At 63.1% G+C, this 24,848-nt stretch carries 18 protein-coding genes and 1 tRNA gene; 14 read left to right on the top strand and 5 right to left on the bottom strand.

Annotated elements, in window-relative coordinates:
- The first annotated feature begins 181 nt into the window (after positions 1-181).
- From acpS to C1717_RS02930, 8 genes are all read left to right on the top strand, one after another.
- Positions 182-742, top strand: a complete 561-nt coding sequence (gene acpS, locus C1717_RS02965) for a holo-ACP synthase (protein ID WP_102371742.1) — start codon at positions 182-184, stop codon at positions 740-742.
- The gene (locus C1717_RS02960; protein WP_102371741.1) at positions 720-2,336 is read left to right on the top strand and encodes an NAD(P)H-hydrate dehydratase; all 1,617 of its coding nucleotides are present in this window, start codon (positions 720-722) and stop codon (positions 2,334-2,336) included. The genes acpS and C1717_RS02960 overlap by 23 nt, the downstream gene beginning before the upstream one ends.
- A 22-nt stretch (positions 2,337-2,358) precedes the next feature.
- Complete coding sequence (gene alr, locus C1717_RS02955) at positions 2,359-3,501, top strand: alanine racemase (RefSeq protein WP_180965822.1); 1,143 nt, start codon at positions 2,359-2,361, stop codon at positions 3,499-3,501.
- An 18-nt stretch (positions 3,502-3,519) separates the two neighbouring features.
- The gene (locus C1717_RS02950; RefSeq protein ID WP_102371739.1) at positions 3,520-4,200 is read left to right on the top strand and encodes a uracil-DNA glycosylase; all 681 of its coding nucleotides are present in this window, start codon (positions 3,520-3,522) and stop codon (positions 4,198-4,200) included.
- Positions 4,201-4,202: 2 nt separating this feature from the next.
- Positions 4,203-4,733 carry a tRNA (adenosine(37)-N6)-threonylcarbamoyltransferase complex ATPase subunit type 1 TsaE gene (gene tsaE, locus C1717_RS02945; RefSeq protein ID WP_102371738.1) on the top strand — a complete coding sequence of 177 codons (531 nt, stop codon included), beginning with the start codon at positions 4,203-4,205 and terminating at the stop codon, positions 4,731-4,733.
- Between the two features lie 11 nt (positions 4,734-4,744).
- Positions 4,745-7,171, top strand: coding sequence for a tRNA (adenosine(37)-N6)-threonylcarbamoyltransferase complex transferase subunit TsaD (gene tsaD / locus C1717_RS02940; protein WP_102371737.1), 2,427 nt, complete (start codon positions 4,745-4,747; stop codon positions 7,169-7,171).
- A gap of 87 nt (positions 7,172-7,258) precedes the next feature.
- Positions 7,259-9,340 carry a monovalent cation:proton antiporter family protein gene (locus tag C1717_RS02935; protein WP_102371736.1) on the top strand — a complete coding sequence of 694 codons (2,082 nt, stop codon included), beginning with the start codon at positions 7,259-7,261 and terminating at the stop codon, positions 9,338-9,340.
- Between the two features lie 348 nt (positions 9,341-9,688).
- Entirely contained in the window at positions 9,689-11,527 is a 1,839-nt protein-coding gene (locus tag C1717_RS02930) for a carbon starvation CstA family protein (RefSeq protein WP_102371735.1), read from the top strand.
- A 331-nt stretch (positions 11,528-11,858) separates the two neighbouring features.
- On the opposite strand, the gene C1717_RS10665 is transcribed toward C1717_RS02930, so the two are convergent.
- Positions 11,859-12,095: a hypothetical protein gene (locus tag C1717_RS10665; protein WP_146003653.1), complete on the bottom strand. Its 237-nt coding sequence runs from the start codon at positions 12,093-12,095 to the stop codon at positions 11,859-11,861.
- Between the two features lie 125 nt (positions 12,096-12,220).
- Positions 12,221-13,174: a DNA/RNA non-specific endonuclease gene (locus C1717_RS02925; RefSeq protein WP_102371734.1), complete on the bottom strand. Its 954-nt coding sequence runs from the start codon at positions 13,172-13,174 to the stop codon at positions 12,221-12,223.
- Positions 13,175-13,472: 298 nt separating this feature from the next.
- Between C1717_RS02925 and C1717_RS02920 the strand changes: the two genes are divergently transcribed.
- The 4 genes from C1717_RS02920 to C1717_RS02905 all read left to right on the top strand — a co-directional run bounded on the left by C1717_RS02920 (position 13,473) and on the right by C1717_RS02905 (position 18,210).
- Complete coding sequence (locus C1717_RS02920; protein WP_245859379.1) at positions 13,473-14,639, top strand: SLC13 family permease; 1,167 nt, start codon at positions 13,473-13,475, stop codon at positions 14,637-14,639.
- A 242-nt stretch (positions 14,640-14,881) separates the two neighbouring features.
- Positions 14,882-16,516: an amidohydrolase gene (locus tag C1717_RS02915; protein ID WP_102371732.1), complete on the top strand. Its 1,635-nt coding sequence runs from the start codon at positions 14,882-14,884 to the stop codon at positions 16,514-16,516.
- Between the two features lie 81 nt (positions 16,517-16,597).
- Complete coding sequence (locus tag C1717_RS02910; protein WP_102371731.1) at positions 16,598-17,752, top strand: putative NPN-dependent ornithine cyclodeaminase; 1,155 nt, start codon at positions 16,598-16,600, stop codon at positions 17,750-17,752.
- Between the two features lie 11 nt (positions 17,753-17,763).
- On the top strand, positions 17,764-18,210 hold the full coding sequence (locus C1717_RS02905; protein ID WP_102371730.1) for a hypothetical protein: 447 nt from the start codon (positions 17,764-17,766) through the stop codon (positions 18,208-18,210).
- Between the two features lie 108 nt (positions 18,211-18,318).
- Here C1717_RS02905 and C1717_RS02900 read toward each other — a convergent pair whose 3' ends face one another.
- Entirely contained in the window at positions 18,319-19,803 is a 1,485-nt protein-coding gene (locus tag C1717_RS02900; RefSeq protein WP_102371729.1) for an ATP-binding protein, read from the bottom strand.
- A 334-nt stretch (positions 19,804-20,137) separates the two neighbouring features.
- Positions 20,138-20,214, bottom strand: a tRNA-Met gene (locus C1717_RS02895).
- A gap of 359 nt (positions 20,215-20,573) precedes the next feature.
- Between C1717_RS02895 and glmS the strand changes: the two genes are divergently transcribed.
- The gene (gene glmS / locus C1717_RS02890) at positions 20,574-22,433 is read left to right on the top strand and encodes a glutamine--fructose-6-phosphate transaminase (isomerizing) (protein ID WP_102371728.1); all 1,860 of its coding nucleotides are present in this window, start codon (positions 20,574-20,576) and stop codon (positions 22,431-22,433) included.
- A gap of 251 nt (positions 22,434-22,684) precedes the next feature.
- On the opposite strand, the gene C1717_RS02885 is transcribed toward glmS, so the two are convergent.
- A complete protein-coding gene (locus C1717_RS02885) occupies positions 22,685-23,605 on the bottom strand; it encodes a LysR family transcriptional regulator (RefSeq protein ID WP_102371727.1) in 921 nt (306 codons plus the stop codon).
- 158 nt (positions 23,606-23,763) lie between these two features.
- On the opposite strand from C1717_RS02885, the gene C1717_RS02880 reads away from it, so the two are divergent.
- Complete coding sequence (locus C1717_RS02880) at positions 23,764-24,816, top strand: YeiH family protein (protein WP_102371726.1); 1,053 nt, start codon at positions 23,764-23,766, stop codon at positions 24,814-24,816.
- Positions 24,817-24,848 lie beyond the last annotated feature (32 nt).

Genomic DNA, 24,848 nt, shown 5'->3' with positions numbered 1-24,848 from the left:
CCTCCTCCCATGCGTGCGGTACGGCGGGCACCGCAGGCTGACGATACACAGCCATTGTTCCCGCCCAGCCCGCGACCCGGCATGCCGCGGGGAGGCTTTCCCTCCAATGGCTTTCTCATATCGTCTTTATGGCTACAATAGGTGAGGTCCTTATCATCCCGCATGTTGTCCGGAGGTGGGTATGGCTGAAGCAGGTATCGGCGTTGACATCGTTGAGATTCCCCGCATGGAGCGCATCCTAGAGCGCACGCCCTCCTTTGCCAGGCGGGTTTTTACCGAGGAGGAGCAGGCTTACTGCAATAGCTCGGCACATCCTGCTGCTCATTACGCTAGCCGTTTCGCAGCGCGCGAGGCTGTTCTCAAGGCGCTGGGCACCGGCTTCTCTCAAGGTATCGGTCGTAAAGATGTATCGGTGTCGAGGGATGATCGCGGCCGCCCCATCGCGATGCTTGCCGGGCGTGCGCTCGAGATTGCACGTGAGCAAGGCGTCGTCGAGGTAGCGCTCTCATTGTCGTTGTCTTCGGATCTTGCCGTTGCCAACGCGATGACGATCACCGAGGGCGCTCGTCCGCGTCCTAAGGACCAGGGCGAAACCGAGCGACAGCGCATCGCTCGCTCGTTCAAGGAGGCCCGTTCGATTCTCGATGACCTGGAGCGCATTCAGACCGATGAGTTGATCGCACTTTCCGGTGAGACCGAAATCGACCATGGAGGTAGCCATGAAACCAGTTCTCAGCTGTGATGAGGTTCGTGCCCTCGAGGACATAATCGATGCAGCCGGCACGTCTAAGGCCGAGCTTATGGAACTCGCCGGTGAGTTTGCTGCCGAGCAGGTGCTTAAGCTCAAGCCCAAACGCGTCCTCGTCCTTGTTGGGTTTGGCAACAATGGCGGCGATGGCTGGGTTGCGGCGGATATCCTATCCCAAAAAGGCCTTGATGTCGATGTGGTCTCTCCGCTCGAGCCTGATGAGATCTCATCATCCCTAGCCCGACATGTCGCTCGCCGTACAGCTGGCCGTGATGTGAACGTGATCGTGGGACCGTCCCGTACCGAGCTTGCCGATCTTATCGCGCGAGCTGATGTTGTTCTCGATGCGATTCTCGGTACGGGCTTCCATGGTGCCCTGCGCCCTCCGTTCAGCATTTGGATCTCCACCCTCAACGACCTTGCTCCACGGGTGATCTCGGTGGATGTTCCTTCAGGCCTCGATGCTCAGACCGGCCGCGTCGAAGATGATTGCGTGCGAGCTACAGCTACGGCAACCATGATTGCTCCGAAAATCGGCTTGTATAGCGCTGATGGTCCGGAGTATGCCGGCGAGATCATTTGCGGTAGGCTGTACGATAAGTTCGATGAGGTCATTGGCGATGTCGAGCATGCGGCTGAGATTGTCGAGCCTGCCGATCTCACCAACTTCCTCATGCCGCTGCCTGCGAACATCGATAAGTATTCCCGTGGTTCTGCACTCATCGTAGCCGGTTCGGCGGCTTATCCAGGAGCAGCCATCATGGCGGCGAAGTCTGCGGCACGGGCGGGTGCGGGTTACGTTGCGGTTGCGGCTCCATCGGCCTGCGCGAATCTTATTCGCATGGCGCTTCCTTCGGTTCCGGTAATCGATATCCCTTCAGATTCCCGAGGCGCCTTTGGGGCGGCGGCGAGTAAGGCGGTCTGCGAGGTCGCTCGGAAGTTCTCCTGCGTGCTCTGCGGTCCGGGCATCACCACCGCTGCGGGGTGTCTCGATGTCGTGAACGGCCTCATGGCTCTCGATGTGCCCTTGATCCTCGATGCCGACGCCCTGAACTGCCTCTCCAAGGTTGCCATCGGGGGCATCGACCAGACTCCCGAGCTCTACCGTCGTGAGGCGCCGCTCATCCTCACGCCTCATTACCGCGAACTCGGCCGTCTTGTGGACGATGCGGGCGTTGTCGACTTGGGAACTGCTATCGATGCGGCTCAGCGCATCTTGTGGGCCGGTGGGTCGAGCGACATGGTTATCGTTGCCAAGGGGCCCACAACGGCGATTGTGGGCGTCGAGAAGGTGCTGCTTCCGCAGGCCGGTCCCGCTTCTCTTGCCACGGCTGGCTCCGGCGACGTGCTTGCCGGCATCCTTGCAGGGTCGGTGGCACTCGCCGGTCGCGAGCTCGACGATCCGTGGGAGCTCTTATGCGCTTATGCAGTCAACGTGCACTCCTATACGGGATTTGCAGCGGCGGCGCAGCTGGGCGACAGGAGCGTCATCGCGACCGACTTGATCGATTTTATCGGGCCGGCGATGCAGCTTATCACCGAGGAAGCGCTCGAAGGCTTGGATGCGTCCACAGCATCGGACGCATAAGGAGGCGAATCCCGTGCTGCAGATGAAGATACCCCAGACGCGCTGGTCATGGGTCGAGATCGACCGTGGCGCGCTGAGACGCAACATGCGGGCGTACCGGAACCTGCTAGGTCCGCGCCAGCGCCTCTGCTGCGTGGTTAAGGCCGATGCATACGGGCACGGCGCGGTGGAGTGCGCTCGCGTGATGCACTCGGCTGGTGCCGATATGTTCGCGGTCGCTACGGTCAAAGAGGGCGTCGCGTTGCGAGAGGGAGGCGTCTCCGCGCCCATCCTGATTCTGAGCGAACCGCCTGTCGAAGCCGTTCCGCTGCTCATCGAGCACAACCTCATGCCGTCGGTGTATACGGTCGAGTTCGCGCTCGCGTACGGGGAGTGCGCGGTTCAGGCGGGGACAGTCGGCGCCTATCACCTCGCTATCGAAACGGGCATGAACCGCATCGGCGTGCACTACGCGGATGTCCTCGAATTCAGGCGCAGCATCGATTTTCATCGCGGCCTGAGCTGCGCCGGCGTGTTCACCCACTTCGCTACCGCCGATGATATCGACGGTTGGGACTATAAGCTGCAATGCCGGCGCTTTGACGAGGCGGTGCGCGCCATGCAGGATGCCGGCTACGATTGCGGAACGGTGCATTGCGAGAACACGGCGGCTACGATGCTGGATGATTCCGTGCGCTATGACATGGTGCGCGTGGGTGTGGGGTTGTATGGCTTGCAGCCATGCGAGGCATCGCGCCGCACCATGGAGCTCGAGCCGGTGATGAGCGTGCGCGCACGGGTTACACGGACCACGCGGCCCGCGATGGGCGAGGGCGTAAGCTACGGGTTCACCTATCGCGTTCCGCGCACGGCGGTGCAAATCTGCACGTTGCCGATAGGATATGCCGACGGTCTGTCGCGGACGCTTTCCAACCGCATGGAGGTTCTCTACCGCGGCGAGCGCATCCGCCAAGTGGGTAATATCTGCATGGACCAGTGCATGGTCGCCATCCAACAGACGCCGATCCACCAGATTCCTGAAGCGGAGTACGGCGATGTGATGACCATCATCGGTCGGGATGGTGATGCGTGCATCACCATGGACGAGATGGCTCAGTTGCGCGGCACAATCAACTACGAGGTTGCGTGCGGCTTTGGCATGCGCTTGGAGAAGGTGTATCTGTGATAGCTAGGGAGGCTCCCGATGGCGATGCTTAAGATCCCCGGACACGACCACCAGCGCCCGCGCGAGGTTTCCCTTGAGGAGATCAGGGCGGCGATGGGAGACTGCCGGCTCTGCGAGCTCTGCCAGACGCGCACCAACATCGTCTTTGGTGTCGGCAACCCGCATGCTCGCGTGGTGTTCGTGGGCGAGGCTCCGGGTCGCAACGAGGACCTGCAGGGCGAGCCCTTTGTAGGGCGCGCGGGCGAGAATCTAAACGCCATCCTTTCGCTTGCAGGGCTTACGCGCGAAGAGATCTACATCGCCAACGTGCTCAAGTGCCGACCCCCGGGAAACCGCGATCCCAAAGCGGACGAAGTGCTTGCGTGCTCCCCGTTCCTTCGTGAGCAGATAAGGAGCATCTGGCCTGACGTGATCGTAACGCTGGGCAACCCGGCGACCCATTTCATCCTGCGTACCGAGACGGGGATTACCCGGTTGCGCGGCAGGTTCCACCAAACGGGCCATTTCGTGGTCATGCCGACGTTCCATCCGGCGGCCGCGCTCCGCAACCCCGCCTGGCAAGAGCTGCTCGAGCAAGACTTTCGCATGCTCGGAGACTGGCTTGCACGGCACCCGGTGGGCGAGGTGCCCGAGGGCGACGCTGCGGTTGCGCCGGCATCCAACGGCGCGCAGGCGCCCTTGCCCCACGTGGAGGAGTAGGCATGGCGCTCAATCGCGTGTCGCGAGGCAGATATGAAAGCGGCTCTCAGGCTGATACCGAGGAGTTTGGCGAGATCATCGCGCCCTTGCTGGCCGATGGTGACGTGCTGGTGCTCACCGGTGGCCTGGGCGTGGGGAAGACGCATCTTACGAAGGGGGTTTCCAAAGGGCTTGGAGACGAGCATCCCGTGACGAGTCCGACCTTTGCCATCATGGCGGTGCATGAAGGTGGGCGCATTCCCCTGTTCCACTTCGACCTCTACCGGCTCGAGCATGCCTACGAGCTCGAGGACACGGGAATCTACGACGTGCTCGGCTATGAGGGCGTCTGCTTGCTTGAGTGGGGCGAGCAGTTCCAAGACGAGTTGACCGACGAGTTCTTGGGTGTCGTGATCACGCGAGTCGGGCAAGACGAGCGGACGATCGCGCTCGAACCACATGGTACCCGCGCGGAAGAGCTTGCGCAGGCAATCGATGACGCGCTCGTGGCTTCTGAGGAGCGGCGCCACATCACTGAACCAGAACGCCAATAGGACGGTTGTGCATGGAAAAAACTACGCGTCAGCGTTTGATAGCCTCTATAGATACCTCGACAGATATGCTGGCGTGTGCGATCGCCCGGATCGATGAGGATGCCTTCGCGCGCGGAGACGCCTCGTCGCTCGAGATCCTGGCGTCTCGCGACCACCTCTGCCGCCGTCGTGCGAACGTGGAGCTCGTGCTTACGCTAAGGGACGTCCTTGCCGAAGCGGGCTATGCCGTCGAGGACCTCGATGCCCTCATCGTGGGAAGGGGTCCTGGCTCGTTTACCGGTGTGCGCATAGGCATCTCGACGGCCAAGGGGCTTGCATGCGGGGCGAACGTGCCGTTGTACGGCGCCTCGACGCTCGATGCGACGGCATGGACGGCGTGGCGCGGCGGGGTGCGCGGACTTGTGGGCATCGCCGCGGACGCGATGCGCGGCGAGGTGTATCCGGCGCTTTACCGCATCGATGACGCGGGTATCGAGCGACTGTTCGACCGAGAGCGCGTTGTTAAGGCAGCGGCCGTGGTGGATACCTGGCTGAACATGCCGGAGGCAGGAGAGCTGCAACTGAGCGGAGACGGGCTCAAGCGCTACGGGGCGCGTTTCCGCGAGGCGGGCTTCGCGCGGTTTGTCGAAGAGGGGCTCTGGCATCCTACGGGCGAGGGACTCGTGCGCGCGGCGCTGCAAGCAGCGGCGGAGCGCGGGTGGGATGACGGCGATCCAGCCCTGGTGCTTCCCATCTACACGCGTCTGTCCGATGCCGAGGAGAACGAGCGCCGGCGTTTGGGGACCGCCCCGAGCGCGCGCAGCGAGGTCACCGGCGTCGCTGACGAGCTTGCCGGCCGTCATCTGCAGATCAGGCCCATGGGAGCGGCTGACGCCGAGGCGGCGGCCTCCCTCGAAGCGACGTGCTTTGCCGGCGCGGCGCACACGCCCTGGACGCCGGGGCAGTTCCTCTCGGAGTTCAGCGAGGACGCGGCGGTGCCCCGCACCTGGTGGGTCGCTCACGATGACGGGGAGCTCGCGGGCATTGCCGGCGGCATGGTGGTCGAGCATGATATCGAGATTCTGGATGTTGCCGTGGCTCCCGAGCGCCGCCGCCAGGGCATCGCGCGCAAGTTGCTCTCGCATGTGAGCTACGACGCGCAGATGCTGGGCTGCACCTCCGCATCGCTTGAGGTCGAGGCGGGAAATGATGCCGCGATCGCGCTGTATGCGAGCCTCGGTTTCATGGAGGCGGGGCGCCGCCGAGGCTATTACGGGCCGAGCAAGGACGCCATCGTCATGACCGCGCAGCTGCCCCTGGCGCTTCCCGTTGACGCCGCTTCCCCGGAGCCCACGTCGGCGGCCATGCGCGCGTGGCCCGTACCGGCGGCGCGGCGCAGCGCCGATGAGCGTGCGCTCGTCGAGCGCCTGAAGCCGGTGCTTGCCATCGAGAGCTCTTGCGACGAGACGGCGGTCGCCATCATCGATGCAGATGGACGCATGCTCGCCAATCAAGTTTCGACCCAGATAGACTTCCATGCGCGCTTTGGCGGCGTGGTCCCCGAGATAGCATCCCGCAAGCACGTCGAGGTCATCGTCGGCGTGGTCGATGCCGCGCTCGAAGAGGCCGCGTCGACGCTTGGGCTTGCTGGCGGCGCGCTCGAGCCGTGCGAGCTTGCCGCGGTGGGCGTGACCCAGGGCCCGGGGCTCGTTGGGGCTCTGGTGGTGGGCGTTGCCTTCGCCAAGGGGTTCTCGCTCGGGGCGGGGGTGCCGCTCATCGCGGTGAACCATCTCGAGGGACATCTGTTCGCCAACCTGCTCGCGCAGCCCGACCTCAAGCCGCCGTTTATCTTCACGCTCGTGTCGGGTGGCCACACCATGCTCGTGCACGTGCGCGATTGGGGTGATTACCAGGTGCTTGGCGAGACGCTCGATGACGCGGTGGGCGAGGCGTTCGACAAGGTCGCCAAGGCGCTCGGCCTGGGGTATCCGGGCGGGCCGATCATCTCGCGCCTTGCTGAGACGGGCGATCCCAAGGCCATCGACTTCCCGCGTGCGCTCAACCGCAAGGGTGACTACCGCTTCTCGCTTTCCGGCCTCAAGACCGCCGTGGTGAACTACATCGAGCAGGAAACCGCAGCGGGCCGCGTGATCCATCTTCCCGATCTCGCGGCGTCGTTCGAGGCAGCCGTCTTCGATGTGCAGTACAAGAAGGCATGGAACGCGCTGCGTGACACCGGTGCGCGCGAGTATTGCATCGGCGGGGGCGTGGCGGCGAACCCGCATCTTCGCGAGATGATGACGAGAAAGCTCGGGCGCCAAGGTGTGCGGGTGACGCTGCCGCCGCAAGGTGCCTGCACGGACAATGCCGCCATGATTGCCGAGGTCGCGCGCCGTAAGTTCGATCGCGGCGAATTCTCTGCGCTCGACATCGACGCCGACCCCAACATGACGCTCTAGCTGGACGCAACGCGTACCCGCTGCGGCGTTGAGCCGTTGGCGCGGACCCTGCCGTCCGGTGGCGCGATCAACCAAACAGGAGGTGCCATGCACGGAGACACCATTTTGCTCATGACGTTCGTGTTCGCGCTCGTTGCCGCGTTTGCCGGCGGGCTCGTTGCCCGCGCGGTCCGCTTGCCGCCCATCGTGGGCTACCTGCTTGGCGGCTTGGTGGTGAGTCCGTTTACGCCGGGTTTCATCGGCGATTCGGATGCTATGAACCAGCTGTCCGAGGTCGGCGTGATGTTCATGATGTTCAGCACGGGGCTGCACTTCTCACTCGAAGATCTGGCTGAGGTCAAAGGCATCGCAGTTCCGGGCGCCATCGCGCAGATCGTGCTCGGAACCATCGGTGGCTGCCTGCTGGGAAGGCTGTTCGGGTGGACGTTCGAGGCGGGGGTCATGCTCGGCCTTTCGGTAAGCATCGCCTCGACCGTCGTGCTCATCAAGAACCTGAGCGACGCCGGGCTTTACCAGAGCCATGGCGGGCGCGTGGCAACCGGGTGGCTGATCGTCGAGGATCTTGCCACGGTGGTGATCCTGGTGGTGCTGCCCGTCGTTTTTGGACCGGGTGAGGTCTCGGGTCCGGAGCTTGCGCGCGGCCTTGCGGAGGCCCTCGCGAAGACCGCCGCCTTCGTGGCGCTCATGCTCGTGGTGGGTTCTCGCGTCCTTCCGTGGCTGCTGGCTCGCATCGCGCGCTTCTGCCCGGCCGAGCTCTTTCAGCTCGCCGTCGTGGTCGTGGCGCTTGGCACCGCGATGGCGGCGTCGCTCATGTTCGGCCTTTCGGTCGCGTTGGGGGCGTTCTTGGCCGGTGTGGTGGTGAGCGGCTCCAAGCTGTCGCATCGCATCGCCGCCGAGGCAATTCCCTTCAAGGACCTGTTCTCGATCATCTTCTTTGCGTCGGTGGGCATGATGGTGAACCCGGTCACGCTTGCGGCGCATGCCGGGGAGCTCATTGCGCTCGTCATCCTCATCATCGTGGGGAAATGGGCAATCAACATGGCGCTCGGTCCGGTACTTTCCGCTGGATTGAACACGACACTCACGGTTGCGGCGGGCCTTTCGCAGATCGGCGAATTCTCGTTCATCATCGGGCAGACGGGCATGGCGCTCGGCATCCTCTCCGCCGACCAGTACAGCCTGATACTGGGCGGCGCCGTGCTCTCGATAGCATTCAACTCGTTCGCCTTCAAGACCATCGAGCCCTTGGAACGCGTGATGGGCTCCCGTCCGTGGCTTCGTTCCCTGTACGAGCGGCGTCAGCTGCCGGAGGAACCCGCGCGCGAGGGGATGGCGGACCATGTGGTGGTCGTAGGCTACGGCCATGCGGGACGCTGCGTCACCGACGTGCTGATGCGCCTCGAGGTGCCGTGCCTTGTGGTGGAACGCGACTTGTCCACGGCGGAGGAGGCCGAGCGCGACGGCTTGCACGTGCTGGTGGGAGATGCCGCGAATTCGGATATCCTGGCGCATGCCCATCTGGGGGCGGCGCGGGTGCTCGTCATCGCTTCGCATGGTGATGCGGCGGCGGAGGTCATCGCTCGAGAAGCGCGTGCGGCGGCGCCGGGCTTGCGCATCATCACGCGCGCGCATGATGAGGATGCGGTCGCCGAGCTCGTAGGCGCTGGTGCCGACGAGGTGGTGCGGCCCGTGTTGGAGGGCGGTATCGAGCTCATGCGCCATGCCCTGCTTGATTTGGGCTATCGCCCGCGGCAGATCCAGGAGTACGCCGATGAGCTGCGTGCGAGCGGCTATGCGGCGCTGGCGGATGACTCGCGCGCGGCGAGGGCGCGTGCGCTCGAGCGACTGGCCTCGTCGCTTGCTGAGGTCGATCTCTACTGGATCGAGGTTGCTGAAGGGGCTCCGGTTGCGGGTTCAACGCTTGCCGAAGCGGACCTGCGTGCCAAGACCGGGGCAAACGCCGTGGCCCTGCGCCACGAGGGCGAGACAGCCCTGTTCATCGACGCGACGACGCGATTGGTTGCCGGGGACACCGTGGGTCTCATAGGCACATGCGACGCCCTCGATGCTGCGGCTCGGCTGCTTGGCGCGGATGGCGCTGCATGCGCCGGCGACGGAACGGGCAGCGCGGACGAGGAAGCCTGCCCATGCGGGGCGGCGCGCCCATAGCCGTACCGGACGGTTCGTGCGGCGCGATGCGCCGTTGCAACAGAGATGTAACATGTTTGACTCTGCTAAGCTAAAGCGGCACAATCTCTCTGGTTCTATAGGGATGCGGGCTCCGGCTCGCGTCGAACAGACAGGGATCTTCGATTCATGCGCACGCAGCTACTAGCCATTATCAGCGAGATTATTAGCTAGCACGGGCAGACATCGTCCGCCCGCGCTGCATGCGGGCGGCTTGAAGACGGGAGCCGCGAACTGGGTTCGAGGCTCCCGTTTTTTATCTGCCTGCAGGCTGCGCGGCCGCGATGAGCCTTACGTCGGGTGAATGGGATTCCAGGGAAGGAAGTTCGTATGAACGGAATCGTGGTCGTAGCGGTTGCCGCGGTGGTGCTCGCCGCGGGGTATCTGGTGTACGGGCGATGGCTCGCCAAATCATGGGGCGTCGATCGCGAGGCCCTCACCCCTGCGCGCCGCATGGAGGACGGGAAGAACTTCTCGCCGGCGTCGTGCTTCACGGCGTTTTCGCATCAGTTCAGCTCCATCTGCGGCGCGGGGCCTGTAACGGGCACCATCACCGCGATGATGTTCGGCTGGCTGCCGGTTCTTCTGTGGGTGCTGGTGGGAGGTATCTTCTTCGGCGCCGTGCACGATTTCGGCGCATTGTATGCGAGCGTGAAGAACAACGGCAAGTCGCTCGCCCAGCTCATCGAGAAGTACATCGGACGCACCGGGCGCCGGCTCTTCTTGCTCTTTAGCTGGCTGTTCACCATCATCGTTATCGCGGCGTTCGTCGACATGGTTGCGGGCACGTTCATGACGGTGGCGGGAGAGGACGGCGCGGTCGACTTCGCGCGCTCCTACGCCGGCGGCACCGCGGGCACCATCTCGATCCTCTTCACCTTCGTGGCCATCGCGTTCGGATGGATCAACCGCAAGTTCCAGCTTTCAGGCTGGCGCGAGCTCGCGCTTGCGGTGGTGCTGTTCGTCGCCATGTTCGCCGTCGGTATGCAGTTCCCGGTCTATCTCGATAAGAACGGCTGGTTCGCGGTGATCACGGTGTATCTGCTGTTTGCCGCCGCCATGCCCATCCAGACGCTCAAGCAGCCGCGCGACTATCTTACGAGCATCATGATGATCGTCATGATTGCATGCGCGGTGGTGGGTATCGTCGTGCTCGGCGTGGCGGGCGAGGCCACGATGACCGCGCCTGCGGTTGCCGACATCTCCGCCCTTGCCGCCAACGGCAGCTACGTGTTCCCGCTGCTCTTCGTCTCGGTTGCGTGCGGCGCGCTCTCCGGATTCCATAGCCTGGTTTCTACCAACACCTCGTCCAAGCAGGTCGAGAAGGAGCAGGATATGCTGCCGGTGGGCTACGGCGCCATGGTGCTCGAGTCCTTCGTGGGCGTGCTCGCCATCGTTGTCGCAGGCATCATGTTCTCCACGATGAACACCGCTGGCGCGCTCGGCGCTGCGGTGGGCACTCCGTTCCAGATCTTCTCGCAGGGCGTTGCCCGCGGTATGACGGCGTTCGGCGTCGACGGGACGTTGGCAACCGTCTTCATGACCATGTGCGTCTCCGCGCTTGCGCTTACCTCGGTCGATGCGGTTGCGCGTATCGGGCGCCTCTCGTTCCAGGAGTTCTTCGCTACCACCAACGACGCTGCCGAGGAGGCCGGCGCCGGCGCCACGGGTGCAGGCAAGGTGCTCTCCAACACCTGGGTCGCGACGGTGCTCACGCTCGCGCTCGGCCTGGCGCTGGCGTTTGGCGGCTACACCAACATCTGGCCGCTGTTCGGCGCTTCCAACCAGCTGCTGGGCGGCATGACCATGATCACGCTCGCCGTGTTCTGCAAGTGCACCGGCCGCCGCGGCTTCATGCTCTACGTGCCGGTTGCATTTTTGCTGGTGTGCACGTTCACCTCGCTGGTGCAGAGTACGATCGGCTGCATCGCGGCGCTCCAGGCGCAGGGCATGGCGGTTATGGCGACCTCCGGTCTGCAGCTGGTGTTCGCGATCCTGCTCATGGTGCTCGGCGTGATCGTCGCTTACAACTGCCTGAAGGAGCTTTTCGGCAAGGAGGCGGGCTCGCTTCCCGACGAGGAGCCTGAGTGGTCGCAGCTGGGCCGTGTGCATTGCACGCGCGGAAACGCTGCCGATGCGCCCGCCGACGGCGCAGTCAAGCAGGCGTAGCGGCTTGGACACATAGCCTGTAGATGCGAACCGTGCATCCTCGCGGGCCGCAGGCAGCGTACATGCGCCGCCTGCGGCCCGCTTTTCACGACAGGCGATGTGCCCGCATGCGGGGCGCGTCCTGGCGGCGCCCGGTTTGGTGTTCGCAAGCAGAAAAACGATAGAGAGAGGGCGGCTTCGGGGCGGCTTTTCGTCGATTTTCTGCTTGCGATCGCCGCGGCGCGCGTGCGTGGGCTGCGTGAGGAGGGCGCGCATGCCGATAGCAAAGGGATTTATACATATATGAAATAGAATTCCCTGGGGTTGGCGCGGGGGTCTGCAGCCGGTGTATCTAAGCGTGCGTGCCGTCATGGGGCTCATCCGTGTGCCCGGAAGGCGTTTCGTTTCTGAGACGTGGGATTTTGGCCGCGCAGTTCAGATATGTACGATTGCGCGGGCCCGCGAGGGTGCGGATGACCGCGTATCGCGCGATCTGGAAGGTCGATGTGCGGACGTGCGCGGCAAAAGCCGAGGATTCGCTTGCTCGCAACGGCGGACACACGACCGCCCCGGAGATGAAATCGTTCATATCTGAACTGCGCGGCCAAATTTTGGCTCGCGGAGCGAAATAATGTGCGTGGGGCCGTCCAAACGAGTCCGCAAAGCGCCGAGACGAGATGCGGCCGGCGCCACGGCGCCCGCTCGCGCCGTCGCTTACGGGTTGCAGCTCCCGCAGGGCTCGTAGCCGAGCTCGATCAGCTCGTCGCGCGTGCCATGGAAGGTCTCGCGGTTGTGCGCGGCGGTGTCCTGCACCGAGGGGCAGTTGGGACGGTGGAACCGCATCGAGCTCGTGTTGAGGACGTAGTCCTGCATCGTCGCCTGTCCCTGGGAGGCGTTGGAGCCGTCTTCCGCCTGGGACCCGCCGGACCCGCTCGGGGCCGACTCGTCGAGCCAGTTGTCGCCGTCCTCGTAGTCGATGGCGATACCCGGCTGCACGTTGGGACACCACACCGCAAGGTAGATGCCCGAGCCGTCATCCTCGATGGAGCGCGCATCGATGAGCACGCCGCGGCAGACGAGCTCGTCGCCCTCGAAGATGGGCGTCGAGCGGTAGAGCACGTGGTTGCCGGTGCGGTCGATGTAGCGAGCGACCTCCTCCTCGACGGGGAGCATCTCCTCGGCGTTCATCCAGCGGGTGCCGGTGACGAGGTTCTCGGCGTTGGCGTTCTCGGCCGAGAGTGACCAGGCGATGAGGTGGCAGCGGTTGTAGAGCGACTCGCCCTCCACGCTGTCGTAGCGTGCCGACTGCCAGCCGGAGGGGCGGATCTCATAGATGCTCTCGCGCTCCTTGTCGCGCTCGGGCATGGTCTCGGGGCCCAGGCACGCGCTCGCCGTGCCGCAGCGGCCGAGCCCGTCGAGGTCGCTGTACTCCTCGTAGCCGAGGTTCTCCTCGGCGTAGGCGAGGTCCTCCTCGGTGAAGGCCGGCGCCTCGTCCTCGGCGATTTCCTGGGCGTCCTCAACCGTGGTGATGCCCGCGGCGCTCTCGCGCGGCGCCCGGCCGCCGCCGAGGAGGCTGCAGCCCGCGTATGCGGGCGCGATGGCGAGGGCGAGAAGAAGCGCGATGATGGGGGAGCGGTGGCGGAGGAGCCGGGAGAGGGTGCGTGTCACGGAGCCTGCTTTCGGTCGGGGTCCCATGGGCGGTCGTCGGTGCGCGGCGCCCTGCCTATGGTACGCCATGCGCGCCGAACCGGTGGCCGTGCGCACCCAATCGGGCGGTCCTGCAACCATGATTCAAAGCCGGGCTTGGACGGGAGGGCCCGGCGCAACGACAGGGCGGGGCCTGCGGTTGATGCCGGCTCGCGTCGCGCCCTCGAGCGTATATACTGCTGTATCGCGGCTGGGGTACCGCGGTGGTACCGCCGCGACGCAGCCGGGTGGGAACGCGTTTCGAGGGGTCGGGGGATCCGTGTCGATTCTGGGACATACCGTGGACATCCGCTCGCATATCCGCAAGGACCCGGTCCTTGCGGTGGCGCTCGTGCTCGCCGTCGCCTCGTGTGCGGCCGTGCCGCCCGATGCCAGCTATGCGGGTTACGTCGACCTGCGCACGCTCGGCCTCCTGTTCAGCCTGATGGCGGTCATGGCGGGGCTCTCGGGGGCGGGGGTGTTTCGCGTGGCGTGCCGGCGCCTGCTCGCGAGCGTCCACGGGCCGCGGCGGCTCGCCCTCTCGCTCGTGGCGCTCACCTTCCTCTCGAGCATGCTCATCACCAACGACGTCGCGCTCGTGACGTTCGTGCCCTTCGCCCTGCTCGCGCTCGCGTCGGTGGGATCGGCGCGCTTCACCTGCTTCACCGTGGTGCTCATGACCGTGGCGGCCAACCTGGGGAGCATGTTCACCCCGGTGGGCAACCCGCAGAACCTCTACCTCTACTCCGCCTCGCACATGGGGATCGCGGAGTTCCTCGCGCTCATGGCCCCCTACACGGCGGCGTCGCTTGCGCTGCTCGTCGCGGCGGTGGCGCTTCTAGGTCGCGCCATGCTCGATGCCGACGGGGCCGCCGACGAGGGCGAGTCGCTGGGCGGTATCGAGGAGGGGCCCGCGCCCACCGCGGTGCGTGTGGTGCCCTGGCTTGCGGTATTCGCTCTGGCGCTCGCCGCCGTCGCGCGCGTGCTGCCCTACCAGGTAGCCGTGGTCGCGGCGATCGCGGTGGGCGTCGCATTCGACCGGGGCGCGCTCGCGCGCGTGGACTATGGGCTGCTCCTCACGTTCGTGGCGTTCTTCGTGTTCGTGGGCAACATGGGGCGCATCGAGGCGGTCGACGCGTTCATCGCGCGGACGGTCGAGGGGCATGCGCTCGCGGTCTCCGTCGTCGCGAGCCAGGTGCTCTCGAACGTCCCCTGCGCGATCCTGCTCTCGGGCTTCACGCCGGATTGGCCCGCCCTCATCGTGGGGACCAACATCGGCGGGCTGGGCACGCTCATCGCCTCGATGGCGAGCCTCATCTCCTACAAGCAGCTCGCGGTGTGGCTCCCGCGCGAGAAGGGCCGCTACCTTGCGATGTTCACAGCGGCGAACGTCGCCTTCCTCGTCGCGCTCGCGGCGCTCGCCGCGCTTCTGGGGGCCGTGGCCTAGCGCGCGCCGTCCGAGGGGGCGCTTCGGGGCCTTCCCGTCCCGTGCCCGTTTCCGGCGCACGCCGCGCACGGCGTCGTCAGGGTACAGCCGCCCGCACCGGCTGTCCCGCCGCGTCGCCGTTCCTTAAGCTTTGCCGTCAGCCCTGCCACCTCGGGCACCGAGCCGCCGTGGCTCGCCGATGAGCGGTAGACTTATGAACATGAACGGCCATCCGCCATGGGGCGCAAGGGAAGGGGATCGATATGTCCGATGCGAAGCGCACGCTCATCGCCCATGCCGCCATCCTTACCGAGGACCCGGCGCGCCCCCGCGCCGACGCGATGGTCATCGAGGGCGAGCGCATCGCCTGGATCGGCGCGCTCGACGACGTCCCGGCGGACGCCCTTCGCGACCTGGACGAGACGGTCGACCTCGACGGCGCGCGGGTCATCCCCGGCCTCATCGACGCGCACATGCACGCCGTGATGCTCGCGAACTACTTCCCGCAGATCTCGGCCCTGCCGCCCGCGGTCAGCTCCATTGAGGAGCTGGTCGAGGCCGTGCGCGCCCGCCGTGCCGAGCAGGGGCCCGACCGCTGGGTCGAGGGCTGGGGTTACGACGAGAGCCTGCTCGCCGAGCACCGCTCGCCCACCCGCTGGGACCTGGACCGCGGCTGTGCCGACGCCCCGGTGTGCATCATGCGCACCTGCCAGCACATCCGCTGCGTGAACAGCAAGGCGCTCGAGATCGCGGGCATCACCCGCGATACACCCGATCCCGTAGGCGGCGAGATCGAGCGTGATGCTTCGGGCGAGCCCACGGGCGTGCTCAAGGAGACCGCGCGCGATCTGGTGACGCCGTTCATCCCCCATGCAAACGAGGCCGATGCGGTGCGCAACCTGACGGCGCTCGGCGAGCTCCTTGCTTCGCAGGGCGTGGTTGCGGCGACCGACATGTGCAGCATGGACGGCACAGACACCTATGCGCTGCTGAGCCGCGCCGCCGAGCAAGGCTTCGCGCAGGACTGCGCAGTCTACATCCTGTGGGATCAGCTAAAGGGCGATCCGGTGGCGGCGTTCCCTGTCGAGCAGACAGCGCACGCCGCCCAGGTCTTCAAGGCGGGCGTCAAGCTGCTCGCCGATGGAAGCGTCTCGGGCCGGACGGCGTGGTTCGCCGAGCCCTACCTTCCCGCTTCGGGGGATCTCGGCCACCCCGTATACGGAATCCCTACCTGCACGGAGGAAGATCTGGAAGATGCCGTGGCGTTCTGCCGGAGCGCGGGCTTGCAGCTTTCGGTGCATGCGATGGGAACCAAGGCTATCGATCGCGCGCTCGCACACGTGACGGCGGGCGGTCCGTGGCTCTCCGGGGACGCCCCCTCGGCGCGTCTCGAGCATGTGACCGCGCCGTCGCGCCAGGCGGTGGAGCTCTTTGCTCGCAGCGGGGTGGGTGTGGTCACGCAGCCGATCTTTGCATACTGCGAGATCGGTTCGTACCTCAAGAATCTCGGGGCTGAACGCACGAAGCGCTCCTACCCCCTTCGCACGCTCATCGATGCGGGCGCGCGCCTGTGCATCTCGACGGACGCACCGGCGACCTCGTGGGCACGTCCGTCCGATCCCTTTCCCAACATCAAGGCGGCGGTTACGCGCCGAGCGTACGACGGCACCGATTGCGGCGCCGGCGAGGCTCTTACCGTGGAGGAAGCGCTCGCTCTCTACACGCGCGAAGCCGCTCGGATGGTGGGGTTCGAAGGACTTGGCATGCTCAAGGCGGGTTACAAGGCGAGCTTTGTTTTGCTCGACCGTGATATCCTGAACGTTCCCGCTGCCGAGCTCGACCAGGTGCGCGTCTCGGCGACCTATATTCGCGGGCGCAAGGTGTTTGAGGCGCACTAACGGGCTGAGTATCGGCAGGGAGTGCGGCAATCGACGAGACTCACGCGTACGACGCGGTGATGCAGAAAGACAGGTCGATGTATGTTCAAGATGCCGGTGTACCATGCTCCCGATTTCACGCGCGAGCCGCTCGCAAGTGCGCCCAACGCACGCATTGCCAGGGTGGTGCGCGACGGCGTGGCTCCCGAGGGCTTTCATAGCACGTCGATGTTTCCTGAATATGTCAAGGTTGATGGCGCTTGGCGCCTCGCCAAGCAGAGTCGCATGGACGCGAGCATGGTCGTCGCTCGCGACGATGCGGGCGTGCCGTTCATCCGCGTGGTCGAGAACCGCAACCTTAAACAGGGCGACCAGGTGGTGCTTGGACGTACGGAGCGGGGCGAGGAGGGCATCTATCTTCACGAGAACGGTTTTGCAGTTCCCCGTGATGACATTGAGGGACATGACTGGGGCGCGCCCGGTGACGGGGGAGAGCTTGCTGGCGAGGATGCCTTCGTGTTCCGCCAGGGGCGCAGCCGCGAGACCTCGTTCGCTCGCGATTACGACCGCCTATACGAGCTTTTGCGCTACGAGCGCGAGCACGGCAAGATCGTTTGGGTGATGGGCCCCGCCTTCGCTTTTAACGCAGACGCTCGCTACGCCATGCAGGCTATGGTGGAAAACGGCTATGTGGACGGTATCATGGCGGGCAACGCGCTCGCCACGCACGACCTGGAAGGCTCGATGTTCCACACCGCGCTTGGCCAGGATATCTATACGCAGCAGCCGTACCGCAACGGCCATTATCACCACCTCGATGTGATTAACCGCGTGCGGCGGAGCGGCTCGATCGAGCAGTTCGTATGCGATTACGGTATCCGCACCGGCATCGTGAGCGCTTGCGTGCGCAACAACGTTCCCATGGTGCTCGCCGGCTCCATCCGCGACGATGGTCCGCTGCCCGAGGTCGTGGGCAACGTCTACGATGCGCAGGGCGCCATGCGCGAGATGGTGTCGGGTGCGACGACGCTCATCTGCCTTGCCACGACGCTGCATACCATTGCTGCGGGCAACATGACGCCTTCCTACACCGTGACCGAGGACGGTACGGTGCGGCCCGTCTTCCTCTATGCGGTGGATATCTCGGAGTTCGCGGTGAACAAGCTGCTCGATCGTGGCAGTCTTGCTGCAACGACCATCGTGGCTAACGTGCAGGATTTCATCACCATCGTTGCGCGCCAGCTTGGGGTTATCTAGCCGCGGCCCGCATGATCGTTGCCGGGGCTGTGGGCTCCTTGGGATTCTCCGAGAGGGCGCGGGCGTCCGCTAGTGCGTGGGCTGGTGCAAGGCGGTTCGCGTCGACAAAAGCCCGAAGCGAGTGGCTGAACGAGCACACCGACGACGAGTGCTCCTTCTTCCTCGTCGAGATTGAGGTGCGGCGTATCGGCGTCGAGGTCTGCGTGTCCAGCGACAAGGAGTTCGGCAAGGTAGTGTTCGACCACCAGGAGGAGCTCGAGCAGCTGCTCGGCGCGAAGGACGAACCCTACGACGCCAAGAAGTCGTGCGGCATCCGCTTCTACCGCGAGAACTGCGACGTCAAGGGAAAACCTGAGATGTGGGGCGACTACATCGCATGGCAGCTCCATGCTGCGGTACTGCTGCGTGAGGCGATAATCGACATCGACAAAGCCTATCTCGCCGAGACGGATGAATGAGCAGCTGGCAGGTGCCTGATTATGCCCCAGGCTAGCCAAGCGAAAAACCAGGTACCGGTTATCCGATACCTGGCTGCATTTTCTTGGTCGCGGGGGCGGGATTTGAACCTACGACCTCCGGGTTATGAGTGTGTCGGACGTGACGTAACGCTGGTGGGATGACTGCGGCGTACCCGGCATGGTCAGCACAAGCTGCCCAGCGTCGACCATCGGCTTCACATAGCGACGCATCGCATAGGGAGCTTGAACGCCAAGCAATCCGGCAAGCTCGGACCGCGACCGCGGCTTGTCGGCGCAGTACAGGGCAATCGTGCGCTGTACATCGCTCAAGCCCGCTGCATCGTTGAGAACAATGCGCTCCTCAGGTCGTCCGTGTTTCTCGTACAACGTCACGCGGAATTGCCCGCGCGAGCTCTCAAAGAGCGGTGCAGGCATATCCGCCTCAGAAAGCAGTCTGCGTACGGTGGGAATCCCCGAGTAGCGGTTCTCGGTCTCCCCCAGTGCCTCCATTGCCGTCGCTATGACGGGGTTTCTGGTATCCGGCTGGACTTTTCCCAGCTCGTTCACTGTGAGGCGCCCATACAGTCCACCGGGGTTCGCAATCTCCAACCTGTCCCGATAGAGTAAAAGCTGAATGGGCATGCCCTGCGTATGGATGCTGTAGTCACGGTGGATCAGCGCGTTGAGCACGAGCTCGCGCACGGCTTCGATGGGGTATTCTTCTCGATCATGGCGCTTTCCCGTCTCGCGATCGATATGAGTGGCGACTTTCATGTTCGACCGCACGAACGCAATCGCTCCCGTGAGCTGTTCGCTAAGTGTCCCCTCAATCCGTTTGTTGTCAAGGAAGCGGTTGCCCGCCTCATCCACCGCCCCCGGCTCCGTTCCAGGCACAACTGTGGCGACAATGCAGAGCTGGGGAACGTATGCCTGTGGGTACAGCGAAAACAGCATGACGCCTGCAAGCGTTGGAACCCCATCTCGCGTAATGCTCATAAGTTCCAGAATGGTATTGGTATCAAGCTGGGCAAGATTCGGCTTGGACGAGGAGATGCTGGTGAGATAGCGTCCCAACCTCTGCTCATCGAGTGTCGACCTCGTTGCGCGCGAAACGGGTTCGATCTCATCCCGGTATCTTTTCCGAAACGCCTCGTAGCTGTACACCTCGTACTCGGTCATGGGTTCGTCGGCATCTCCCACGCGAACATAGGACCCTTTGAGCCTGCCCTTTCCTTGGTAGTAACAAGGTCTATCAGAGATGTCGATGCCGGGTATCTCTGCTGAAACAACTATCTTGCCGTCTATGGAAGCGGACGTAAACATCGCGCGAACCGGAGGGTGCATCTGGTTGCACTGCTCGACAAGATGTTTCTGGAGGTCATGGGCATCGTAGACGCCGACCACCGCGAATTCCTGTCGCTCATCCACCCCAAACACTATAACGCCGCCATCATCTTGGTTTGAAAAGCTGGACAGTGTGTCGTATAAGCGCGTCGGGCATCCATCTTGCGCAGCCTTTACTTCAACGGTTTGCGCTTCACACCGCTGCGTTTGAATCAGGTGGACAAGATCTACAAGCTCCTCAGCAAGCATAGTCAGTCCTTTCGACAAGCGGTTGCAGTGCGATCCGTCCAATCATGTTGTGGCAATGATCCCGCATGACAGCAACAATGAGATGACAGCTTTGGCAATGTTCCGTTTCTCTTTGCAATGCTAGCATGATTATTAGTAAGTTGAGAGAGGAATTACCAAATTGTTGTAGTATGTACAACAACTTATAGACTCTATTCAATGAGTTTTGGTAATGAATCACAAACTTTTTGTAATCTACGTTACAGATATGTATCGAATGAACGGCCCTGGATTACCTACGCGGCACTCAAACGAAAAAGCCCGGAGGCCACATGACCTCCGGGCTGCAAGTTCTTGGTCGCGGGGGCAGGATTTGAACCTACGACCTCCGGGTTATGAGCCCGGCGAGCTACCAGACTGCTCCACCCCGCAATATCTGGATACGCCTCAGCGCAAGAAAATATAATACGATGAGCTATGAGTGGTTGCAAGTAGAAGCGCTCCGCTAGGCAATTCATCGCAATTAGTTCACAATTCGTGAATCGATTGATTGATGCGCCGCTCAAGAACGGCTGCTCGGCGACTACGCATGTGGCTGAAGTTCTGGGTATGGTGAAAATCTGGTATTACGATTTAGATACCAGCATCGGTTACATCTTGTTGACATGGGCACAGTAGAATCTCCACTTATGCGTGCAGCATGAATACGCGGTACGTATCGATTCATCGCATCGTATGGCTGAGTCCGCGATGAACTGGAACTGCAGTGTGTGCCCATGAAGGGATTGTCTATGTGTGGAATCGTTGGTTATACAGGGCAAGATCAGGTCAAGGACATTCTTATCGATGGGCTAAAGCGTCTCGAGTATCGCGGTTACGATTCCGCAGGTGTCGCGCTCGAGCATGATGACGACCAAAGGATCGACGTCTTTCGCCGCGTGGGGAAGGTCTCCGAGCTTGCATCTGCAGTCGATGCCATCGATCATCCTTCGACTTGCGGTATCGGTCATACCCGCTGGGCCACCCACGGGACCCCTTCGGTTGCCAACGCCCACCCGCATACCGGCTGCGATGAGCGCATCGCGATCGTCCATAACGGCATCATCGAGAACTTTGCCGAGCTGCGAACCGAGCTCGAGGCCCGCGGCCACCATTTTTCCAGCGATACGGACTCCGAGGTCCTCGCGCACCTCATTGAGGAGGCTTACTACGGCTGTAACGGAAGCGATGGTTCCCATGACCTGCTGGCGTCCGTTCGCGCTGCGTGCGAGCGCGTGGTGGGCGCCTATGGCCTCGCGGTTGTGTGCGCGGACGAGCCCGGTATGATCGCCGTCGCGCGCAAGGACAGTCCGATCATCGTGGGGCATGGCGAGCGCGGTAGCTACGTTGCCTCAGACGTGATCGCGCTGATAGAGGCGACGCGGGACGTCGTGGTCCTCGAGGATGGGCAGTATGCGCTGCTTACCCCTGAGGGCATTTCATTCACTGACCAATCCGGTAATGCTATCGAGCCGGCTCTGACCCATATCGACTGGGATATCGATACTGCGGAGAAGGGCGGCTACCCCGATTTCATGCTCAAGGAGATCTGCGAGCAGCCCCGCGTAGTGCGCGACACGCTCGTGGGCCGCCTCTCGGGTACCGGCGAGATCGACATCGACGAGCTCGGCCTTACATACGAGGAGCTTGACCTCATCGATCGTGTCTATGTGATCGCCTGCGGAACCAGCTACCATGCAGGCCTTATCGCGAAGAACCTTATCGAGGCATGGGCGCGCATCCCTTGCGAGGTGGAGGCGGCAAGCGAGTTCCGCTACCGCAATCCTATCATCACGCCTACGACGCTCGTCGTCGCCGTCTCGCAGTCGGGTGAGACGGCCGACACCCTCGCCGCGATTCGCGATGCGCGCATCAAGGGCGCGAAGGTGTTTGGCATCACCAACGTGGTGGGCAGCCCCGTGGCGCGCGAAAGCGACGGCGTTATTTATACCAAGGCGAATAAGGAAATCGCCGTCGCGAGCACCAAGAGCTTCATCGGTCAGGTGGTGTCGCTTACGTTGCTTGCGCTTCTGCTCGCCCAGGTTAAGGGTAAGCTCACCACCGGTCAGATCAGAATGCTCTTCCACGAGGTAGGCGATACCGCCGAGCAGATCCAACGCATTCTCGATACCCAGAGTGAGGCCATCCACGAAGCCGCGCTCGCGTGCAAGGACGCGCAGTCGGCTCTCTTCGTCGGCCGAGGGATGGGTGCCGCGATCGCCAACGAGGGCGCTCTCAAGCTCAAGGAGATCAGCTACCTGCATGCCGAGGCGTATGCGGCGGGGGAGATGAAGCACGGGCCCATCGCGCTCATCGATCCCGGGTTCCCGGTTATCGCGGTGACCACAAAGAGCCCCGTGTACGACAAGGTCGTTTCGAACCTCAAGGAATGTGAGGCGCGCGGCGCGAAGATCGTCGTGGTGGCCACGGAGGGCGATGAGGATATCAAGCGCATCGCAGACCACGTGATCTATATTCCGGTGGTTCGCGATCTTCTGAGTCCCATTACCGCAACCGTGCCGCTCCAACTGCTCGCACGCGAGGTCGCCGTGACTCGAGGTTGCGATGTCGACCAGCCTCGCAACCTTGCCAAGAGCGTTACGGTCGAGTAAGGGGCTTGCTGCCGGCGAGGTGCCGGGAATCCCTTGGAAAACTGTTCGACGAAGCCTGCGCGAGCGGGCCCGTTGAACTATTTCCAGAAGTGAGTGAATAGTTTGCCTATCTTGAAGTAGTCCCCAAGGGATCGGTCTGGCTGCCAGCGTTTTTGTTATGCACTGCCCTGCCGCTACTGAAGGCCTAGCCAAAAAGCCACTCACTATTGGAAAAAAGTTCACATGCGACTCTGCATATGGCGCACGGCGCCTTACCGCAGGCCGTTATCATGCACCGACGGGGCCCTCTCGCGCCATTCGCGGCAGAGTTTGCGGTAATCGTTGGCGTATTGGCTGCCCCGTTCCCAAACCAATGAAAAATCGTGGGAGATGGGGCAATCTGCAGGCGTCACATCTAGGAGAGACCCCCGCTCGAGTTCGTGCTCGACGGCGATGCGGTACATGAAGCTCACGCCGCCGCCTGATTGTACAAGCGCCTTGATGGCGTTGATGCTCGCAAGCTCCATCCGGTGGGAGAAGTCATTGATGGCGAGGCCGCGCGCGGCGAGGTTGGCTTCAAGAATCTCGCGGGTTCCAGAGCCGGTCTCACGAAGGATAAGCGGATGGTGGAGCAGGTCGTGAATCGTGGCGGGCGCAGCCAGGGTCCCAGGAGCGGCAACGGCGATAAACGGTTCGGTCGAAAGCGTTTCGTAGCCGAACGACGCATGGTCGAAGGAACCTTCTACAAGCGCGAAATCAAGTGCCCCTTCGCGAATCGAGTCGAGTAGCTCTCGAGTGTTGCCGCAGGTCATGAGGATGCTCTGATTGGGGTAATGCGCTGCGTGGTCGGCAAGGAGACGCGGAGCGAGATAGTCTGCGATGGTGCGCGTACAGCCCAGGCGCAGGGGGCGGACGTCGGGGGAGGCGCAGTCCGTGGCGAGAAGCGCGAGCTCCTCTTCGAGACGCCGCTCGTCGTGCTCCATGATAGACAGGCGGGTGAAGAGGAGATCGCCCGCCGGTGTGGGGCGGATCATCCTGGTTTGCGTGGAAAAGAGGAGGCAGCCGTAGTGAGCTTCAAGTTGGTGGATGTGTTGCGATACTGCGGGCTGGGAGATATGGAGTTCCCGAGCCGCTGCGGTGAAGCTGGCTTTGCGGTACACCTCGAGGAATGTTTTCACGCGATAGTCGAGCATGGGAGCACGCCCTTTGAAATCATGGGGTGGGGATGGAGCCTCGACGTGATTATCTATAAGATAATCAAATCAATTAATAAGAATAGCAACTGAAATAATTATACGACAAGCTCGTACCATGGAAATCGTTCGACGCAGGCATTGTCGGAAGGATCTCCATGGAGCTCATCAAGCAATATCGGTCGCTGTGGAAGGGCGTGCTGTTCTGCCTGGCAATCTCGGTGCCGGCATGGCTGCTTGGCAAGCAGTTCGAGGTCATCGGTGGCCCGGTCTTCGCGATGCTGATCGGAATGGGCCTGGCGCTCATCGTGCCGTCGTCGGCGGGTGAGTCGCTGCAACTTGGAGTCAAGTTCACGTCCAAGAAGATCTTGCAGTACGCGGTCGTTCTGCTGGGATTTGGCCTTAACTTAGCGCAGATCGCGCAGGTGGGATCCACTTCGCTGCCCATTATCGTCTCGACCATCGCGACCTCGCTCATAGTTTCATTCGTCCTCTGTCGCGCATTGAATATCCCGGGCAAGATTTCGACACTCGTCGGTGTGGGCTCATCGATCTGCGGCGGATCCGCCATTGCGGCGACGGCGCCGGTCATCGACGCCAACGACGAGGAAATCGCCCAAGCGATCAGCGTGATATTCCTCTTCAACGTCATCGCCGCGTTGGTTTTCCCCACGCTCGGCGGCATGCTCGGTCTTTCGAATGAAGGTTTCGGTCTCTTTGCGGGGACCGCGGTAAACGATACGTCGTCGGTCACTGCCGCAGCCTCTGCGTGGGATGGAATGCATGCAGGTGCGAACACGCTCGACAGCGCGACCATCGTCAAGCTCACGCGGACGCTCGCGATTATCCCGATCACGCTCGCGCTGGCATTCTGGCAGATGCGCCAGGCTAAGCGCTCCGCCGAGGCGGGCGATGGGGCGAGCGAGGTTTCCGGAACCTTCGACATCAAGCGCATCTTCCCGTTCTTCATCGTGTTCTTCGTGCTTGCGAGCGTCATCACCACGGTTTTTGCGCTTCCGGTGGAGGTTACCGCGCCCGTGAAGGAGCTCAGCAAGTTCTTCATCGTCATGGCTATGGCGGCTATCGGGTTCAACACGAATATCGTCAAGCTGGTGCGAACGGGCGGCAAGCCGATCTTTATGGGCGCCTGCTGCTGGGTGGCGATCGCCGTGGTGAGCCTGGGTATGCAGCACGTGCTCGGGATCTGGTAGCGCACGGGGTCGGTGCCGAGGGCGGCATGATG

It is taken from the genome of Enorma phocaeensis, assembly GCF_900186505.1.
Lineage (GTDB): Bacteria > Actinomycetota > Coriobacteriia > Coriobacteriales > Coriobacteriaceae > Enorma > Enorma phocaeensis.
The sequence above is the reverse complement of the archived record's forward strand: the minus strand, read 5'-3'. Positions and strand labels throughout refer to the sequence as shown.

Coding starts and splice junctions, on each gene's coding strand:
- acpS (WP_102371742.1), top strand. CDS start 182: ATGGCTGAAGCAGGTATCGGCGTTGACATCGTTGAGATTCCCCGCATG.
- C1717_RS02960 (WP_102371741.1), top strand. CDS start 720: ATGAAACCAGTTCTCAGCTGTGATGAGGTTCGTGCCCTCGAGGACATA.
- alr (WP_180965822.1), top strand. CDS start 2,359: ATGAAGATACCCCAGACGCGCTGGTCATGGGTCGAGATCGACCGTGGC.
- C1717_RS02950 (WP_102371739.1), top strand. CDS start 3,520: ATGGCGATGCTTAAGATCCCCGGACACGACCACCAGCGCCCGCGCGAG.
- tsaE (WP_102371738.1), top strand. CDS start 4,203: ATGGCGCTCAATCGCGTGTCGCGAGGCAGATATGAAAGCGGCTCTCAG.
- tsaD (WP_102371737.1), top strand. CDS start 4,745: ATGGAAAAAACTACGCGTCAGCGTTTGATAGCCTCTATAGATACCTCG.
- C1717_RS02935 (WP_102371736.1), top strand. CDS start 7,259: ATGCACGGAGACACCATTTTGCTCATGACGTTCGTGTTCGCGCTCGTT.
- C1717_RS02930 (WP_102371735.1), top strand. CDS start 9,689: ATGAACGGAATCGTGGTCGTAGCGGTTGCCGCGGTGGTGCTCGCCGCG.
- C1717_RS10665 (WP_146003653.1), bottom strand. CDS start 12,095: ATGAACGATTTCATCTCCGGGGCGGTCGTGTGTCCGCCGTTGCGAGCA.
- C1717_RS02915 (WP_102371732.1), top strand. CDS start 14,882: ATGTCCGATGCGAAGCGCACGCTCATCGCCCATGCCGCCATCCTTACC.
- C1717_RS02910 (WP_102371731.1), top strand. CDS start 16,598: ATGTTCAAGATGCCGGTGTACCATGCTCCCGATTTCACGCGCGAGCCG.
- C1717_RS02905 (WP_102371730.1), top strand. CDS start 17,764: ATGATCGTTGCCGGGGCTGTGGGCTCCTTGGGATTCTCCGAGAGGGCG.
- C1717_RS02900 (WP_102371729.1), bottom strand. CDS start 19,803: ATGCTTGCTGAGGAGCTTGTAGATCTTGTCCACCTGATTCAAACGCAG.
- glmS (WP_102371728.1), top strand. CDS start 20,574: ATGTGTGGAATCGTTGGTTATACAGGGCAAGATCAGGTCAAGGACATT.
- C1717_RS02885 (WP_102371727.1), bottom strand. CDS start 23,605: ATGCTCGACTATCGCGTGAAAACATTCCTCGAGGTGTACCGCAAAGCC.
- C1717_RS02880 (WP_102371726.1), top strand. CDS start 23,764: ATGGAGCTCATCAAGCAATATCGGTCGCTGTGGAAGGGCGTGCTGTTC.